Genomic DNA, 15,353 nt, shown 5'->3' on the forward strand with positions numbered 1-15,353 from the left:
GTCACGGCTCGCGAGCGGTTTTGGCGTTTTGCATTTCCCAGAGGAAGCGTGACGGATGCGAATCCCGTTTGCGTCCCCACTTGGTTCGAGCGACGGCGCGTGTGAGTGTCAGGTGATCTTTCGCCCGCGTGATGCCAACGTACGCCAACCGCCGTTCTTCCGCGATGCTTTTTTCACCGACTTCTAGCGACCGACGATGCGGCAAAATGCCTTCTTCTAATCCAACCAAGTAGACCCGCGAGAACTCCAGCCCCTTCGCGGAGTGCAGCGTCATCAAGCGAACTCCATCACTTTTCATCGGGTCACTTTTGCCAAAGCCGTCTTCCCCACCGATCAATGCCGACTCTTCAAGAAAATTGATCAACGTAGGTTTCGCCGTGCGTTCGGCATGTTCTCGAAGCGCTGTTACTAGTTGATCGAGCATGGCGCGTTTGGTCGCTCGAATTTCCTCTTTCGGGTACTGCTTGGCAATTTCATTGTCGTAGCCGATTTCCTTGATCAACGCTTCTGCATGCTCCGCCATTGCCTTGGGAGCTTCTTGAAACCGAGCCCGGTAGCGATTCAACAAATCGTAAAACGCGACAACCGACTGTGCGGCCTTCTTGGAAACATCACCCGCTTCGACCGCAACAGGCAGTGTCTCCCACAACGTCCTGCCACTTTTGACCGCACGTTCCAGAAGTTTTTCAACGGACGTGGTTCCGACCCCTCGTGCAGGCGTGTTGATAATTCGCAGCAGCGAAACTTCATCAGCCGGGTTTGCCAGCAGCTTCAAGTACGCGAGCATGTCCTTGATCTCGCGACGATCAAAGAATGACTGCCCACCCAGCAACACATATCGCACCCGCTTGCGGCGAAACTCTTGTTCGAAGACACGGGGTTGCTCGTTCGTGCGGAAGAGAACTGCAATATCGCTCGCATCGACTTTCTGTCGATTCACTAACTGTTCGACTTCGTTGACGACAAACTCGGCTTCTTTGGTTTCATCCTCGAACGCAAAACAACGAACATCGCTCACCGCACGCTTGTGGGCCCGCAAAACTTTGTCGTGCCGAGCCGAATTGTGTCGCACTAATCGGTTAGCGAGATCGAGAATCCGATCGGTGCAGCGGTAATTGTCTTCGAGCCGCACGACTTTCGCACCGGGGAAATGACCGGCAAAGTTCAGAATGTGCTCGACCTCCGCCCCCCGCCAGCCGTAAATCGATTGGTCATCGTCACCGACCACACAGATGTTATGATGCGGCTCGACGAGTTTCTCGATGATCTGAAACTGAGTGCCGTTGGTGTCTTGGTACTCGTCGATCTGCACATAATCAAATCGCTTTTGCTGACGTTCGAGCGTCTCGGGAAACTCATCGAACAACTGCAACGTGAGCAACAGCAAATCATCGAAATCGACCGCACCGCATGACTTGAGCTTCTGTTGATATCGGCGGTATGCAGTCGCTGCGAGGAAATCGAGATCGTGATCGGTGAAGTCTTTCGCCCGATCTGGTGCGACTCCCGCCATCTTCCACTGACTGATCCGGTTCAGCAGATCGTTAGGACGCATTGTTTGATCGGTGACACGAATATCCCGAAGAGCGGTCCGGGCGGCGGCTTCCTGATCACCACGATCGTAAATCGTGAAGTCTGCGGGGTATCCAAGAGCCGTAATTTCCTGTCGCAGAATCTTCACGCATAGCGAGTGAAACGTGGAAATGATCGGCTTCGTTTTCCGTCGTCCGCCGAGCAAACTCATCGCCCGGTGTAACATTTCCCGAGCGGCTTTATTCGTAAACGTGACCGAGAGAATCCGATCCGCCGGGACGCCGTTACGGATCAACTCGGCCATGCGGAATGTAATGACACGAGTTTTTCCGGTTCCTGCACCGGCCAAAACCAACAGCGGTCCCGAATCGGTGAGAACCGCCTCACGTTGCGGCGGGTTCAAGTCGGCTAGATGCTGCATGGATCAATTCAACGTCGCGAGGTGTTTCCGGTCGAAAATGGTATGCGAAGCGTTCGCACTTAAGAATCGGCCAGACCAGCGGGAGTCCGGGCTTGCACCCCTCGAAGTGCCTCGAGCATCCGCGAGATCGACGACCACCGATCGTTCGGCTGAGCAGCAATGGACTTCATGATAATTTCGCCCAACTGTTCGTCGATCTGCGGACAGTACTCCTGAACGGGAGTCGGGGGGCTGTTGATCGCCTGCACCACAGCCTCGAACGAACTGGATTTCAACTCCCACGGATGCTTCTTCGTGAACATCTCGTAGACGGTCACGCCAAACGAGTACACGTCGATCCGTTGGTCGGTGGGCTGTCGCTTGACCAACTCGGGAGCCATGTATTGAGCTGTCCCGGTCCGATTGCCAGGCTTACGGAAGTTTGCCGTGTTCGGCACGACCAAACCAAAGTCGATCAGCTTCACCACATTGTCATTATCGACCATGACATTCCGCGGGCAGATGTCGCGGTGAATCCAGTTTTCGCGGTGGAAGTATTCGATCGCCTGAGCCAACTGAATCGTGAAATCGAGTCGTTTCTCTAGCAGCAATTTGCTCTGGTTGAGGACATGAAAGCTGAGCCCGTTGCCTTCGATGTACTCCATAACCAAGAACTGCTCGGCGTCCTGGGTCCAACCGTGTTCCAGGGTCCGGACGACATTGGGATGCTTGAGTTGCATCGCAATTTCGCCCTCGGACGGCCGATCGAGACCCGCAAACCGAGCCTCCAGTTTTTCGGTCTTTTCCTTATCGAGCACCTTGAGCGCGACAGTGCGACCGGTGTTGTAATCGATGGCCTTCCAAACCTTGGACATGGTCCCATGCCCGACACGACCGACTTTGTTGAAGCGGCTGTCGATGTCTGTGTTCGTGATTTTCTTCCGATTGCCGAGCAGCTTCTTGAAAAAATCGATCACCAAACAGAATCCGAAGGCGGGAGGAAAAAATTACTGGCCGCAGTAATCGATGATCCGAGCAATCTCGCTGCGGAGATCCCGCCGCGCGACAATACGATCCACGAACCCGTGCTCAAGCAAGAATTCACTGGTTTGGAAGTTTTCCGGTAGCGACTGTTTCACGGTCGCTGCAATCACACGCGGACCGGCGAAACCGATGAGGGCTTTCGGCTCAGCAATGATGATATCGCCGAGTGACGCAAAACTTGCCGCGACGCCGCCCATCGTGGGGTTAGTCAGCACTGAGACAAACAATCCGCCAGCTTCGTGAAAACGCGCAAGTGCGGCGGAGACCTTCCCCATCTGCATCAAAGACAAAATGCCTTCATGCATCCGAGCGCCACCGCCGGATCCGCTAACGATCACCACCGGCAATTTTCGCTTTGTCGCGCTTTCGATGGCCCGCGTCAGTTTCTCACCAACGACCGAGCCCATACTTCCCATGATGAATGCTGAATCGGTCAACCCGAGGACTAAAGGTCGTCCACGCATGTAACCGCGACCGACAACGCAGGCATCTTTGAGGCCCGTCTTCTTCTGCTCGGCGACGAGTCTGTCCGCGTAGGCTTTCTTATCTCGAAATTCCAACGGGTCACATGGCGAGAGATCCTCGAACCATTCCTCGAAGCTGTCTTCGTCCAACAACTGAGCAATTCGAGTTTGAGCTGGCACGTAAAAGTGGTGATCGCATTCCGGGCAGACACCAAGATTCTGCTCGACTTGCTTGCGAAACACTGTCGCATGACAGCCATCGCAGCGAATCCATAATCCTTCCGGAACGCCTCGTTTCGGACGCTTCACTGTTCGACCGCTTTCCCCATTCGATCCGTTTCCAGACGTCGCTGTTGTCTCTGACGCGGTAATGGCCGACTCAGTTTGTGGTCCCCCGCTCACGGTGCATCCTTTTCATGAGGGTGTGACGCTTCGGTAACATCGGCGCTATGACCAGAAACTCCCACGGGTGCGAGTTCTTCGGGCAGCGATTCTGCGATTGTCCCGCTCGATTCCACGAACTCCAAACGCGGAGCCGAATGACATTGGCAATTAGGCTCGGGAATTTCCATACGTTCATTACGGACGATTGAAGCAATGATAGTTGCCAACGGTTCGGCAACGACGACTCCAATCACCTTACGTTTCTTGAGCGGCTTCCGCAACACCCGGCGGACTCGCTCGACAGCCTCAGGAACCGTTTCCCCTTCGGGCGGGCAAATCGTTTCCGGAGAATCCTGCCATTGTTTGTACGCTTTCGGATATTTGTGCCGTATATCGTCGATCTGCAAACCCTGCCAAAGCCCTTGGTCGAGGTTTCGTAGGTCCTCGGAGAGTTTGACAGGAATCCCAAGTTCGTCCGCAATCGCTTCAGCGGTGCGGCGAGACGCCTCGCTTGGATCGGCGTAAATCACTTCCAGCGGGCATTGGCTCAATTGCAGAACCACTTCCTCGACTTGTTGAAGTCCGCGAGGATTCAACGGGATGTCGAGTGAACCTTGAATACGGTTCTGTTCGGCGAAATCCGTGCATCCGGGCCGAATAATGACGACCTGTGGCATGGTTCAATTCACATGAGAGAAAACTGACATGCGACAGGCCGACAATTGCTCCCTGTCTACATCGGTCAGTCTGAAATTTGACGCGGAGTCGTTGGGTCAGGAACGCTTACTGAATCACAACGACCGGCTGTAACCTCCGATTAACTCGATTGGGCTTCCGATTGTAGCATCGTAATCGCTTCCGAATAATCATTGGAATTAAAGATAGCACTTCCAACCACAAATGTATCAGCACCGACAGAGGCCGTTTGGCCGGTTGTTCCTGGTCCAATTCCTCCATCGACCGACAACCGCACTCCGTCCGGGAGAACGTCCCGGAGTTTCGCCAGCTTCTCCAAAGCCGACGGCATAAACTTTTGCCCACCGAACCCGGGCTCGACACTCATCACCAAGACCAGGTCGCAAGCTGTCAGGTACGGTTGAATTGTCTCCACTGACGTCGACGGATTCAATGCCAAACCCGCCAACGCGTCATTGCGGCGAATTTTCTCCAAAAGCGGCAGGGGATCGTCGATGGCTTCGACATGAAACGTAACAATGTCGCAGCCGGCTTGCAAATACTCGTCGACGTACTTCTCGGGATCAGAAATCATCAGATGAGCTTCGCAAGGGATGTCTCCCACATTGCGAACGCTCTCGATCACCATCGCGCCGTAAGACAAATTCGGCACGAAGTTGCCGTCCATCACGTCCCAATGGATCAGGCCAGCTCCAGCCGAGACAAGCGATTCGACTTCCTCACGAAGCCGACCGAAATCGCACTTAAGCATCGAAGGTGCAATCACTGGGGTCGCCTGGGCGAGTTGATTTTGAACTTCCTGCCGACTCATTGAATTCGATCTAACTACACTTGGTTGCTTTGAGGGTTTGAGCGTCCTCACTCCTCAAGCGACTATTGTGTCTTGCGAATGGTCTGTCGTCTAGTGCGAGTCCGAGGAAACGACAACCAACACGACGCAATCGCTAGAACCCTGTACCATCAAAACGGCAAGCCAGACTTACCGAGACCGCAAGAAGTTACGGCCTCGGCTATGTGTCTGACTGCGAAACGCAGACAATTTGTCGGCATCTCGCCAGGCTGACTTCGAACGGATTCTACAAACCGGCGACTTTCTTGATGATGTCTGCGGTTCGCATCGAATATCCATACTCGTTATCGTACCAACCCAAGATCTTCACCATCTTCGGACCAATTTTGGTGGTCCAAGAGGCATCGAAAATACAGCTGTGGGAATTACCGATGATATCGGTCGAAACGATTGGATCGGTCGTGTACTGCATCACGCCTTTCAGCTTGCCTTCAGCGGCAGCCTTCATCGCGGCGTTGATTTCGTCAGCCGACTTGTCTTCCTTCAGATTGACCACCAAGTCGGTGATACTACCGGCCGGAACCGGAACCCGCAGAGCAATCCCGGTCAGCAAGCCATCCACTTCAGGAATCACTTGACCAACCGCTTTAGCAGCTCCGGTCGAGGTCGGAATGATGTTGATTGCCGCAGCACGAGCCCGACGAGGATCCGAGTGAATTTGGTCGGCAATCTTTTGATCGTTTGTGTAAGCATGACAGGTCGTCATCAAGCCGTGCTCGATGCCACCCAAATCGTCTTGCAACACTTTGACCATCGGAGCCAAGCAGTTGGTGGTGCAGCTCGCGTTGGAGATCGACTTGTGTTCGCTGGTGAGTTGATCGTCGTTGACACCGGTCACGACGGTCATATCGGGTTTGTCTTTGGCAGGAGCCGACAACACGACTTTCCGCGCACCGGCGGTCAGGTGGCTATCGTAGCCGGGTTTGCCATCAGCCGCTTTCTTGGTGAAGAAACCGGTCGATTCCAACGCAACATCGACGCCCATGCTTCCCCAAGGCAAGTCAGCAGGGTTACGTTCGGAAAGAACTTTGATCGACTTGCCATTGACGATCAACGTGTCGCCGTCGGCTGAGACATCGCCAGGGAACCTGCCTTGAACACTGTCATACCGCAGCAAATTGGCCAACGCCTGTGGATCGGAGAGATCGTTAATGGCAACGACTTCAAATTCCTCAGGTCGAGCCGCCAACGCACGAAACGTCACGCGACCGATACGTCCAAAACCGTTAATTCCAACTTTCACAGCTGCCACGGATACACTCCTCACGATGCTTGAGCCAGCCGTTACGACTTTTTAACTGGCGGTTCGAAATTCTACAAAACGTCCTCTTACCGATCCTCACGACTGAATTCAAGCGTGAGTGCACTTCCGGGCGCACAGCGAGTGCAGTGCACCGCTGGGTCAGCGCGACGATTGTAGTCTTGCGTGGAAACCTCGACAAGCACCCACGGGAGCCAACCCAAAGAATCGGCGGAATCCAAATTCGTCGATTCGATGATGAATCCCAACTGGCCTTCCGTGCGCCGACGCTCAAATCATTGCTTGGTGCGACTTTATCGCGCATGGTCGCCAAACGAATCAACAGACTCCTGCCTATGATCCAGGTCTTGTAAAATCTCTGGAAAAACGTCTGTCGGAGCGATTTCACGAGTCGTCATTCCAGCAGTTCCATGAAAGCACGGATTCTCACCAACCTCGGCACGCGAGTTGCTTTCGACCGAAACAGCCGCGCTTCCGCTACTGAGATCTACCGATTTCCTCCCGTGCTGAACCAACCGAGTGTTATCTAGAAGGCCTGCGATGTCGACAACTGCGAAACCCGTGCGCTTACACCGTGGATTCACGCTGATTGAACTCCTCGTCGTGATTGCGATTATCGCAATCTTGATTGCCCTTTTACTTCCTGCCGTTCAGCAAGCACGTGAAGCCGCTCGCCGAACCGAATGTAAGAACAAACTCAAGCAATTCGGCCTCGCGCTTCACAATTATCACGACACCTACCGAACCTTTCCGCCGGCTCAAATTGACAGCGGCTCTTGTGCCTCTGGGACTCGACCAGCGACGGCGTCCAACCTGAATGGGTTGGTCTTCCTGTTGCCGTACCTGGACCTCAACAACATGTATGAGCAGTTGAACTTCAACTTGGCTTTCGACGATTACGCGTCTGGCGGGTCCATTCCCTTGTATGGCGGTGAAGCCTCAACAAACGGAGCATTGATCGCTCAGGAATTCTCGATTTTCTCGTGCCCGTCCGATATCGGACCTGTCGGCGCGAGCACCAGCACGACATACAACCCGCCGAGCGGAACGCCAGACCAACGGACGAACTACGACTTCATCGTCTACTACAACAACTACAACACCTGTAACAACTGGCAGGGAGCGGGCGTCAACCGCACGATGTTTGACGACAACAGCAAATGCCGAATCGCGGACATCACGGACGGCACCTCGAACACCGTCGCGATGGCGGAAACCCGTAAAGCTTGCTGTGGCAACGGTAGCAACGCGAATTGGGGTGGTCGCGGTTGGGTTCAGAATGGATTGAGCCTGCGACTTACCAAACCGAATAACACCTTCTACGGCGGCACCGACCGCAAGCCGTTGCTTGGCAGCTGGGCCTACACTGGAAGCTGGCACCCCGGCGGCATTCAAGTCATGTTGGCCGATGGTAGCGTGCGATTCATCAGCGACACCACCGATGCAACTACCCGCCTCAATTTGGAACGAATCGCCGACGGACAAGTCCTTCAAGAGTTCTAGACCGCCTGAATGTCCTCAGTGTCCGGGGGAGATTGGAGAACCTCAGTTATTCGGTCTTTCCAAGCCGGTATTCAAGAAGACCTACAAAAATCGGCTCTCCCGCTGGTCTTCGATTTTCAGAGATTGGAACCTCACGGGACACAGTTTTGCAACGTGCTTGCGTGTCCCGTGTTTCCGCATCTCCGCTCTTTGCTTCTTCCGAAACTTGCCTCCTCCACAACGCCGAGCATCCCATCGCTCAACATTTCGATCGAGACATACGAGAATGCACCGGACAAATCGCTTGCGAAGTTACGCACCTAGCCTACTGCTGACAATTGCTGTCGTCTCCGGTTGCGGTGGTGGCGTGGAACTACCGGATTACGCGGACAAACTCATCCCGGTTTCGGGTACCGTCACAGCCGATGGCAAACCGGTCGCCGGAGCAAACGTGGTTTTCCACCCAGCGGACTACGGTGGTGACAGCGCACAAACGGCCTATGGCCGGACGGATGACAACGGCAAATACACTCTTACGACACCAATTGCCGGGCTCGACATCGAACAGCAAGCTGGAGCGGTTGAAGGTGTTTACAAGGTGACCGTCAACCGCATTGCACGTCCGGACGGCACACCAATTCCCGACGGAATGTCGGAAGCCGACGCAATGGCTGAAGGCGCCCGGGAAACAGTTCCTCCAATGTTCAGTGATCCCGGAATGAGCCAAGTAACCGTAACGGTTACCCCGAATGGTGCCGAATATGATCTCGCGATTCGTTTGATGAAGTAGTGCCAATTCGACACCATAGCGAATTGATAATTCTAAGGCGTTGACGTTTGGGCAATCCCCACTATGATGAGTCGCGGTTGAGGTGTTCGCCACATGTGGTGGTGAAAGAATAGGGAAGTCCGGTGCGAATCCGGCGCGGTCCCGCCGCTGTAATCGGGGACGAACGCTGCATAATCGCAAGTGCATCACGGCTTGCGGTCGAAAAGTCACTGCGAAACGACATCGCGGGAAGACGCAGTCAGTAGAACGATCCGAAAGCCAGAAGACCTGCCTGCAACCGTCACTGATCATACGGACTCTGCGCGGGTTGGGTGTCTCGGCTGCGATGCGAACAAACGTTTGGCTTGGCCATGCGGTTCGTTTCTCCTTCCGATCTCCTGTCACACTGCGCGGATTTCGTGACAACGGGAGATTGTCATGCAGAGTTTTGGTTCGCCGCTAGGAATCCGCGCTTCGAAGCCCCGCGGATTCACGTTGATTGAACTGCTAGTTGTGATTGCGATCATCGCGATTCTGATCGCGTTGTTATTACCTGCCGTGCAGCAGGCTCGTGAAGCGGCCCGTCGAACGCAGTGTCGCAGTCGGCTTAAGCAGATCACGCTGGCGATGCACAATTACGCCGACATCCACTACGAATCGTTCGTGCCGTATGTCGTCGAGAACGCCGACCGCATGCACTACCTCGCCACCTATTCGGGCAGTCAAGGTGCCGCTCAGTTCTGGTTTGGGATCGTGAACTACGACGAAACCGATCCTGACTTGCAACTCGACTTTGCTGGCGGTCCCCTTAGCCCGTTCATGGAAACCAACTACACGGCGTTCCAATGCCCGAACTTCGGTGAAACGCAAATGGACAATGTGCGTTTCGGTCGGCCGGCATCTGGGTTCGGCTATAACGCCGTGTATCTCTCCCGAGAATCCGGTGTCGAATACCCACCGCCAAGCTATACAGCTCAGCCGTCTCGAACACCGCTGGCTCGGAAATTTCGGGACGTTCGCTCGACAACAAATACCGTTGCGTTTGCGGATGCCGCCCAAGTCAGAATGACTTCATTCTCGCCACCGGAGTTTAGCTTCGAAGAAAACTGGACGATTATCCCTCCGAGCAAAAACTTTCCCACGATTCACTTCCGACACCTCGATACCGCGAATATCGCCTTCCTCGATGGACATGTCGAAAGCCGACCGCGAGAATGGCGAATCGAGATTCCGGGCAGCAATTTTGTCTCCCAAGAACAAGCCGACTTAATGCAGGAACACCGACTCGGCTTTGCCAGTAATGGCAATCTCGATGACCCACAACGACAAGATGAAATCTTCGACCGCGAGTGATCTCGACGGACGCAAAGGCGTGCTACCCATCCGGGAACGACACTGAGCGACGTGCTTCCGACACGCACAGTCTCGGAGACGTAGCACACTTTGCTCGAATTCGATACAACTGCGAATGAATTCTCCTGGATCTACAGAAACGAAGAGAACATGAATTCTCACAACTCCACTCGACCAAGCGAACAATCCCCAACCACGGGCGGCGCTCCGCGGAACTTGCTTCTTGGGCTGATGATTTATGCTCTTGTCATGCGGATGATGCCGTATGCGTTAGAAGCGATTTGGGGCATGAAAATCACTCCCAGTGAGACCGTCTACCCGTGGAACTTTTCCCCGTTTTCGGCCACGGTGTTGTTCGGAGCAGCTTACTTTTCGCATCGACGATGGGCGTTTTTTGCACCGTTGCTCATGTTGTTCGTTGGCGACCTCGGCATCTGGTTGTTCTCCGGCAATTTCGATTGGGCGTTTTATCGCGGTATGGAATTCGTCTACCTCGGCTTCCTGGTCACGGCCACACTGGGGCTGTTTCTTCGTCACAAATGCTCGGCGATGTCTGTGTTGACACTCGCATTCGTTAGCGAAGTCGCATTCTTCTTGATCACGAATTTCGGCAGCTGGTGGACGATGGGCTTCTATCCGCACACCGCAAGCGGATTGATGGACTGCTACATCGCCGGTTTGCCGTTCTTCCGCAACTCCCTGATCAGCTGCGGATTCTTCTCGATGCTGTTGTTCGGTTTCGGTCGACAATTCGCATCGCGACCGGCCCCGGCTGTGGCTACATCTGGCGCAACCGCCGACGTTGTTTCGTGATTGCATGCTGATGCCGGAACGAATTGTTTCACTGATCGCCAGCGCGACGGAAATCGTATGCGCGCTCGGTTTGCAGAATCAACTTGTCGGCCGATCGCACGAGTGCGACTATCCCGCTGGGATCATCGAACTTCCGGAATGCTCACGATCCAAAGTCGATGCCTCCGCTGCGAGTGGTGAAATTGATCGGCAAGTCAAAGCCGTCCTGCAGAACGCCATTTCGGTTTACGATGTCAATACGAAGGTTCTCGATGAGTTAGAACCGACACTCATCATCACGCAGGCCCAGTGCGAGGTCTGTGCGGTGAGTTTGAAGGATGTCGAACGGGCAATTCAAGACTTGGTGCGATCCTCGCCGCGAATTGTCTCACTATCGCCGATGGCGTTGGCGGATGTCTGGAATGACATTCAGACGGTCGCCAATGCCGCCAATGTTCCCCAACGCGGTCGAACACTGGTTGCCGACTTGCAATCACGACTGCTAAGACTGCGTCAGCAAGTCAACACGCTGCCCGATCGCCCGTCGATCGTTTGTCTGGAGTGGATCGATCCGCTGATGGCTGCCGGAAATTGGGTGCCAGAGTTGGTCGAGATCGCCGGCGGTCGCAATCTACTCGGAACAGCTGGCAAGCATTCCCCCTGGATGGACTGGAATGATCTGCAAACAGCGGACCCGGATGTGATTGCCATCATGCCCTGCGGGTTCGATATCCCGCGCATTCAGGCGGAGCTTTCCGCGTTAACCGACCGCAAGGAATGGCAACAGTTGCGTGCGGTTCAATCCGGTCGGGTGTTCCTCACCGATGGCAATCAATACTTCAATCGCCCAGGCCCGAGACTCGTGGAGTCGGCGGAAATCCTCGCCGAGATTCTCCACGATCGCAAGTTCGAATTCGGTCATTCCGGATCCGGCTGGACTTACGGAACCGATTGCTCGTGAACGGCAAGAGCGGTTTCCGCATCTGAGAAGAACAACCGACTGGCTTTGATCGCCAGAGAATCCCAGTCGAAATTTGTCGTGACCCACTCCCGTCCCGCTGCTCCCATTTCGTCGAGGGTGTGGGGATCGAGTAGCAGTTTCGCAACCGCTTCCGCCAAAGGCCCACTGGTCTCGCAGGGGACAATCACGCCAGTCTTGCCGATCTTCATCGTCTCGGCCGTTCCGCCAGAATTCCCCGCCAACACCGGACGTCCGCACGCCTGAGCTTCCAACAGCACCATCCCGAAACCTTCGATGTCCCTTCCCACAGTTCGGTTGGGCAGGGCGAACAGGTCGCATTGTTGATACGCGGAAATCATCGTTGCATCGTCGACACCGCCCAAGAACTGGACGCGATCTTGCACGTCGAGAGACTTGGCTAACTCTTCGAGCGACTCTCGTTCTTCGCCGTCACCGACAATCGCATAAAGGACATTAGGAATCGCGTCACGAATGATCGGCAAGGCCTGAATCATCATGTCTTGGCCTTTGCGGCGTTGCAATCGGCCTACCGTCAAGATGACCGTCCGGTGTCGCCAACCAAGTTTTTGCCGAGCGACGTCTGAGTGTTCGACCGGATGAAATCGTTGAGTGTCCACACCGGGATGGAGAACCGTAATTCGGTCGCTGGGGATCTGCCATTGGCCTTCTAATAACGAAGCCGTGTTGCGACTGTTGGCAATCAGCCGATCTGCCGATGCCAACACACGTCGTACCATCCACCGCAACTCGCGACTACACGCGGCCGTCTCGACATCTTCACCATGGACATAACATTCGTAAGGCACGCCAATCGTGTGTTTTGCGAGCCACGCCAACCATCCCTCTGGCAAACAGCGACCACATTGGATTCGGTCGATTCCCCGGTCTCGTACGATCCGGCGAATCTTTTTCAGATTACCCAAGTACTGTTTCCAACCGGTGGGTCGGATGAATCCCCATTCCTTCTGCGACAGGTTCGTTCGCACGACATCCATCGTATGCGTGACGTCGAAAGCCGCTTGCTCGGAATGCTCGCCGACAAGACACGTTAACCGGTCTTGTGAAAACCGACGGTAAATCTCCCAAAACCAACGACCACTTCCTCCATGCGTGGGCGGAAAAATTTCGCTGAGAAGCAGTGTGCGTGGCATATCAATCTCGAACTGAAGGACCGCAAGGATTCCAGGACCAGTAGAATGGAAATGGGTTTTCGTGTTGTCGTTAGGTATTTCGCGACGTTGGTTTCGCGGCCGCAAGAATTGCGTCCGCGACTAGTTGGGACATGGGTTCCAAACAGGATTCCCAACGATGATGTGTAAGCACGAAGTCGCGACCGGCTAATTCCAGTTTGCTGCGAAGCGTTTCATCGTCGAACACGCGACTCACAGCAGCCAACCACTCGGCGGGCGAATCGGCTTGCAGAAGGTGAACGTCAGGTTCGACCCCAAGCCCAACCACTGGAGACGGAGACGCCACCACGGCTTTGCCCGCCGCAAGAGCTTCGAGGACTTTGTTCTGTACGCCACGGGCAATCGTCAACGGCACAACGGCCGCGGTCGCATTTTGTAGAAACGGTCTCACATCGGGGACAGTTCCGGCAACCTGAATTCCCGGTCGTTGTTCGAGACTCCGAATGACAGCCGTTGGCTCCCGACCGACGATTTCAAAAACCGCGTTGGGGTAGCGTTCCCGGATCAAAGGCCATACGTGATCGGCAAACCAGATGCAACCGGCGATGTTCGGGCGATAATCCATCGCACCGACGAAAACCAGTCGTTGCGATTGAGTTGTTGGCTTGGGCGTGAAGAATTCGATATCCACGCCGTTTGGTACCGCGTGAGCGTTTGCAGTGGGAGCCATCTCTCGCAACAAGTCCGCTTCCGGCGTGCTCACTACAGTCACGCCGTGCGCCCAACTGCACACGTCTTGTTCAACTCGACGCAACCGTGTTGCTTCTCGGTGGTACAACCACTTTTTGATTCCAGTCGATTCGCGGGCGTAGTCTCCCCACTTCACGCTGTCGACATCGATGAAGTCCATCACGCAGGGCACACCGGCATCGTGCAGCGTTCGCAGGTACGGCGACAATGCCGACGACGACGCCAACGCCGTGTCGAAAGCGGTCTCCGAACGCCAACGCTCGACGACCTGATGAAGTTTCGGTTCGCGAAACAACCCTTCTGTCACAGTATCGCCAGTCAGTAAAGACATTCCTCCGCGAATCCAGCGTCGCTTCGACGTCACCGGCACAATCGCCACTTGTTGACACAAGCGATCCAGTTCGGCACGGGTTTCGTCGGTCGGAGGCTCATCCGCCAAACATGCGAGATGAATTTGGTGGTCCTTCGCAAGGTGTCTTAGCAGATGATAGTTGCGAATCCGGTCCCCGCGATTCGGCGGGTAGGGGACGCGATGTGTCAGGTAAAGCAACTCAGCCACGGTAAAGATCTTTCGTGCTATACACCGGCACAGACGCGATCGCAGTGTCGGCGAGAACTTCAGAAACCGTGGTAAACTGAAAGCGTTCGAGCAGCCGTTCCAAACGCTGTTCCGTGGTGTGCAAGTTGCGATAGTGTCGAACGCGAGTCAGCATTTTTGCGGGTAATCGCGGTTGCTCGGGATCGAGCTCCCAGGGATGCACGTAGACGCCAAATGCACGTCGTCGACGATGTTCGATCGAACGCAGCCCCGCTTCCGTAACCCACCGCGGAAATAATCGTAAGTATCCACCACCGCCAACTGGGAGTTTGAATCGCCCCCACGAGCAACACGTTCCGGGAAATTCCCAAAGAACTCCGGCCTCAGTTTGGATGCGGTGAGGCAACAGATCCGCTCGCGGGATGCCATAGCGATCATGACGAATGGGATAAATGCTCGCGTCGATCGTGAACCCTTCTTCCGCGAGAATATCCAACGCCCACAAAGAACGATCGGTGATCGAGAAACTCGGTGCCCGATAAGACACAATCGGCTGACCGGTGATTTCCGCAAGGATGTCTCGTCCGCGTCGCAAGTCCGCCCGAAACTCCTCGGGTGAGAGTTCGTAAACGATCTGATGGGCGTAACTATGACAGCCGATTTCGTGACCGGCGGACTGAATCTCGCGGACTAATTCGGGATGTCGCTCGGCTACCCATCCCAAAATAAAGAACGTTCCCTGCACGGAATGTCTTGCAAGCAATTCCATGACTCGTCTGGTGTTTTCCACCACGCGACTCGGGAACGTGTCCCAATCCGCGAACGGAACCGACTTGGCGAACGCCGAGACTTGGTAATAGTCTTCGACATCGACCGTGAAGGCATGTCTTAGCGGAGTTTGTGTCACGGTTGAAGGATGCATGAA

14 protein-coding genes and 1 riboswitch are annotated in these 15,353 nt (G+C 54.8%); of the genes, 5 read left to right on the top strand and 9 right to left on the bottom strand.

Annotation, left to right across the window (positions count from 1 at the left end; translation table 11 throughout):
- Position 1: 1 nt before the first annotated feature.
- The 6 genes from AC5DDB_RS07200 to gap form a co-directional block, all read right to left on the bottom strand.
- Complete coding sequence (locus AC5DDB_RS07200) at positions 2-1,954, bottom strand: ATP-dependent helicase (RefSeq protein WP_491739019.1); 1,953 nt, start codon at positions 1,952-1,954, stop codon at positions 2-4.
- A 59-nt stretch (positions 1,955-2,013) separates the two neighbouring features.
- The gene (locus AC5DDB_RS07205; RefSeq protein ID WP_491739020.1) at positions 2,014-2,910 is read right to left on the bottom strand and encodes a serine/threonine protein kinase; all 897 of its coding nucleotides are present in this window, start codon (positions 2,908-2,910) and stop codon (positions 2,014-2,016) included.
- A 30-nt stretch (positions 2,911-2,940) separates the two neighbouring features.
- A complete protein-coding gene (gene accD / locus AC5DDB_RS07210; RefSeq protein WP_491739021.1) occupies positions 2,941-3,843 on the bottom strand; it encodes an acetyl-CoA carboxylase, carboxyltransferase subunit beta in 903 nt (300 codons plus the stop codon).
- The gene (locus AC5DDB_RS07215) at positions 3,840-4,502 is read right to left on the bottom strand and encodes a histidine phosphatase family protein (protein WP_491739022.1); all 663 of its coding nucleotides are present in this window, start codon (positions 4,500-4,502) and stop codon (positions 3,840-3,842) included. Before AC5DDB_RS07215 ends, accD begins: the two co-directional genes overlap by 4 nt.
- A 140-nt stretch (positions 4,503-4,642) precedes the next feature.
- Complete coding sequence (gene rpe, locus AC5DDB_RS07220; RefSeq protein ID WP_491739023.1) at positions 4,643-5,332, bottom strand: ribulose-phosphate 3-epimerase; 690 nt, start codon at positions 5,330-5,332, stop codon at positions 4,643-4,645.
- Positions 5,333-5,597: 265 nt separating this feature from the next.
- Entirely contained in the window at positions 5,598-6,623 is a 1,026-nt protein-coding gene (gene gap, locus AC5DDB_RS07225; protein WP_491739024.1) for a type I glyceraldehyde-3-phosphate dehydrogenase, read from the bottom strand.
- Between the two features lie 549 nt (positions 6,624-7,172).
- Here gap and AC5DDB_RS07230 point away from each other — a divergent pair.
- The 5 genes from AC5DDB_RS07230 (at position 7,173) to AC5DDB_RS07250 (ending at position 11,989) form a co-directional block, all read left to right on the top strand.
- Positions 7,173-8,135: a DUF1559 domain-containing protein gene (locus tag AC5DDB_RS07230; RefSeq protein ID WP_491739025.1), complete on the top strand. Its 963-nt coding sequence runs from the start codon at positions 7,173-7,175 to the stop codon at positions 8,133-8,135.
- A gap of 265 nt (positions 8,136-8,400) precedes the next feature.
- Entirely contained in the window at positions 8,401-8,904 is a 504-nt protein-coding gene (locus AC5DDB_RS07235) for a hypothetical protein (RefSeq protein WP_491739026.1), read from the top strand.
- 63 nt (positions 8,905-8,967) lie between these two features.
- Positions 8,968-9,194, top strand: a riboswitch (cobalamin riboswitch).
- 127 nt (positions 9,195-9,321) lie between these two features.
- The gene (locus tag AC5DDB_RS07240; RefSeq protein ID WP_491739027.1) at positions 9,322-10,236 is read left to right on the top strand and encodes a DUF1559 family PulG-like putative transporter; all 915 of its coding nucleotides are present in this window, start codon (positions 9,322-9,324) and stop codon (positions 10,234-10,236) included.
- 150 nt (positions 10,237-10,386) lie between these two features.
- A complete protein-coding gene (locus tag AC5DDB_RS07245) occupies positions 10,387-11,049 on the top strand; it encodes a DUF6580 family putative transport protein (RefSeq protein WP_491739028.1) in 663 nt (220 codons plus the stop codon).
- 10 nt (positions 11,050-11,059) lie between these two features.
- Positions 11,060-11,989 carry a cobalamin-binding protein gene (locus AC5DDB_RS07250; protein WP_491739029.1) on the top strand — a complete coding sequence of 310 codons (930 nt, stop codon included), beginning with the start codon at positions 11,060-11,062 and terminating at the stop codon, positions 11,987-11,989.
- On the opposite strand, the gene AC5DDB_RS07255 is transcribed toward AC5DDB_RS07250, so the two are convergent.
- The 3 genes from AC5DDB_RS07255 to AC5DDB_RS07265 form a co-directional block, all read right to left on the bottom strand.
- The gene (locus AC5DDB_RS07255; protein ID WP_491739030.1) at positions 11,968-13,161 is read right to left on the bottom strand and encodes a glycosyltransferase family 4 protein; all 1,194 of its coding nucleotides are present in this window, start codon (positions 13,159-13,161) and stop codon (positions 11,968-11,970) included. The genes AC5DDB_RS07250 and AC5DDB_RS07255 overlap by 22 nt on opposite strands.
- A gap of 70 nt (positions 13,162-13,231) precedes the next feature.
- A complete protein-coding gene (locus AC5DDB_RS07260) occupies positions 13,232-14,449 on the bottom strand; it encodes a TIGR03087 family PEP-CTERM/XrtA system glycosyltransferase (protein WP_491739031.1) in 1,218 nt (405 codons plus the stop codon).
- Complete coding sequence (locus AC5DDB_RS07265; RefSeq protein WP_491739032.1) at positions 14,442-15,350, bottom strand: XrtA system polysaccharide deacetylase; 909 nt, start codon at positions 15,348-15,350, stop codon at positions 14,442-14,444. Before AC5DDB_RS07265 ends, AC5DDB_RS07260 begins: the two co-directional genes overlap by 8 nt.
- Between the last annotated feature and the right edge of the window lie 3 nt (positions 15,351-15,353).

The sequence above is a fragment of the Thalassoroseus sp. genome (assembly GCF_984380535.1).

Bases quoted from the DNA above. Each gene is read 5' to 3' on its own strand.
- AC5DDB_RS07200 (WP_491739019.1), bottom strand. From the start codon at position 1,954: ATGCAGCATCTAGCCGACTTGAACCCGCCGCAACGTGAGGCGGTTCTC.
- AC5DDB_RS07215 (WP_491739022.1), bottom strand. From the start codon at position 4,502: ATGCCACAGGTCGTCATTATTCGGCCCGGATGCACGGATTTCGCCGAA.
- rpe (WP_491739023.1), bottom strand. From the start codon at position 5,332: ATGAGTCGGCAGGAAGTTCAAAATCAACTCGCCCAGGCGACCCCAGTG.
- AC5DDB_RS07230 (WP_491739025.1), top strand. From the start codon at position 7,173: ATGTCGACAACTGCGAAACCCGTGCGCTTACACCGTGGATTCACGCTG.
- AC5DDB_RS07235 (WP_491739026.1), top strand. From the start codon at position 8,401: ATGCACCGGACAAATCGCTTGCGAAGTTACGCACCTAGCCTACTGCTG.
- AC5DDB_RS07240 (WP_491739027.1), top strand. From the start codon at position 9,322: ATGCAGAGTTTTGGTTCGCCGCTAGGAATCCGCGCTTCGAAGCCCCGC.
- AC5DDB_RS07245 (WP_491739028.1), top strand. From the start codon at position 10,387: ATGAATTCTCACAACTCCACTCGACCAAGCGAACAATCCCCAACCACG.
- AC5DDB_RS07250 (WP_491739029.1), top strand. From the start codon at position 11,060: ATGCCGGAACGAATTGTTTCACTGATCGCCAGCGCGACGGAAATCGTA.
- AC5DDB_RS07255 (WP_491739030.1), bottom strand. From the start codon at position 13,161: ATGCCACGCACACTGCTTCTCAGCGAAATTTTTCCGCCCACGCATGGA.
- AC5DDB_RS07265 (WP_491739032.1), bottom strand. From the start codon at position 15,350: ATGCATCCTTCAACCGTGACACAAACTCCGCTAAGACATGCCTTCACG.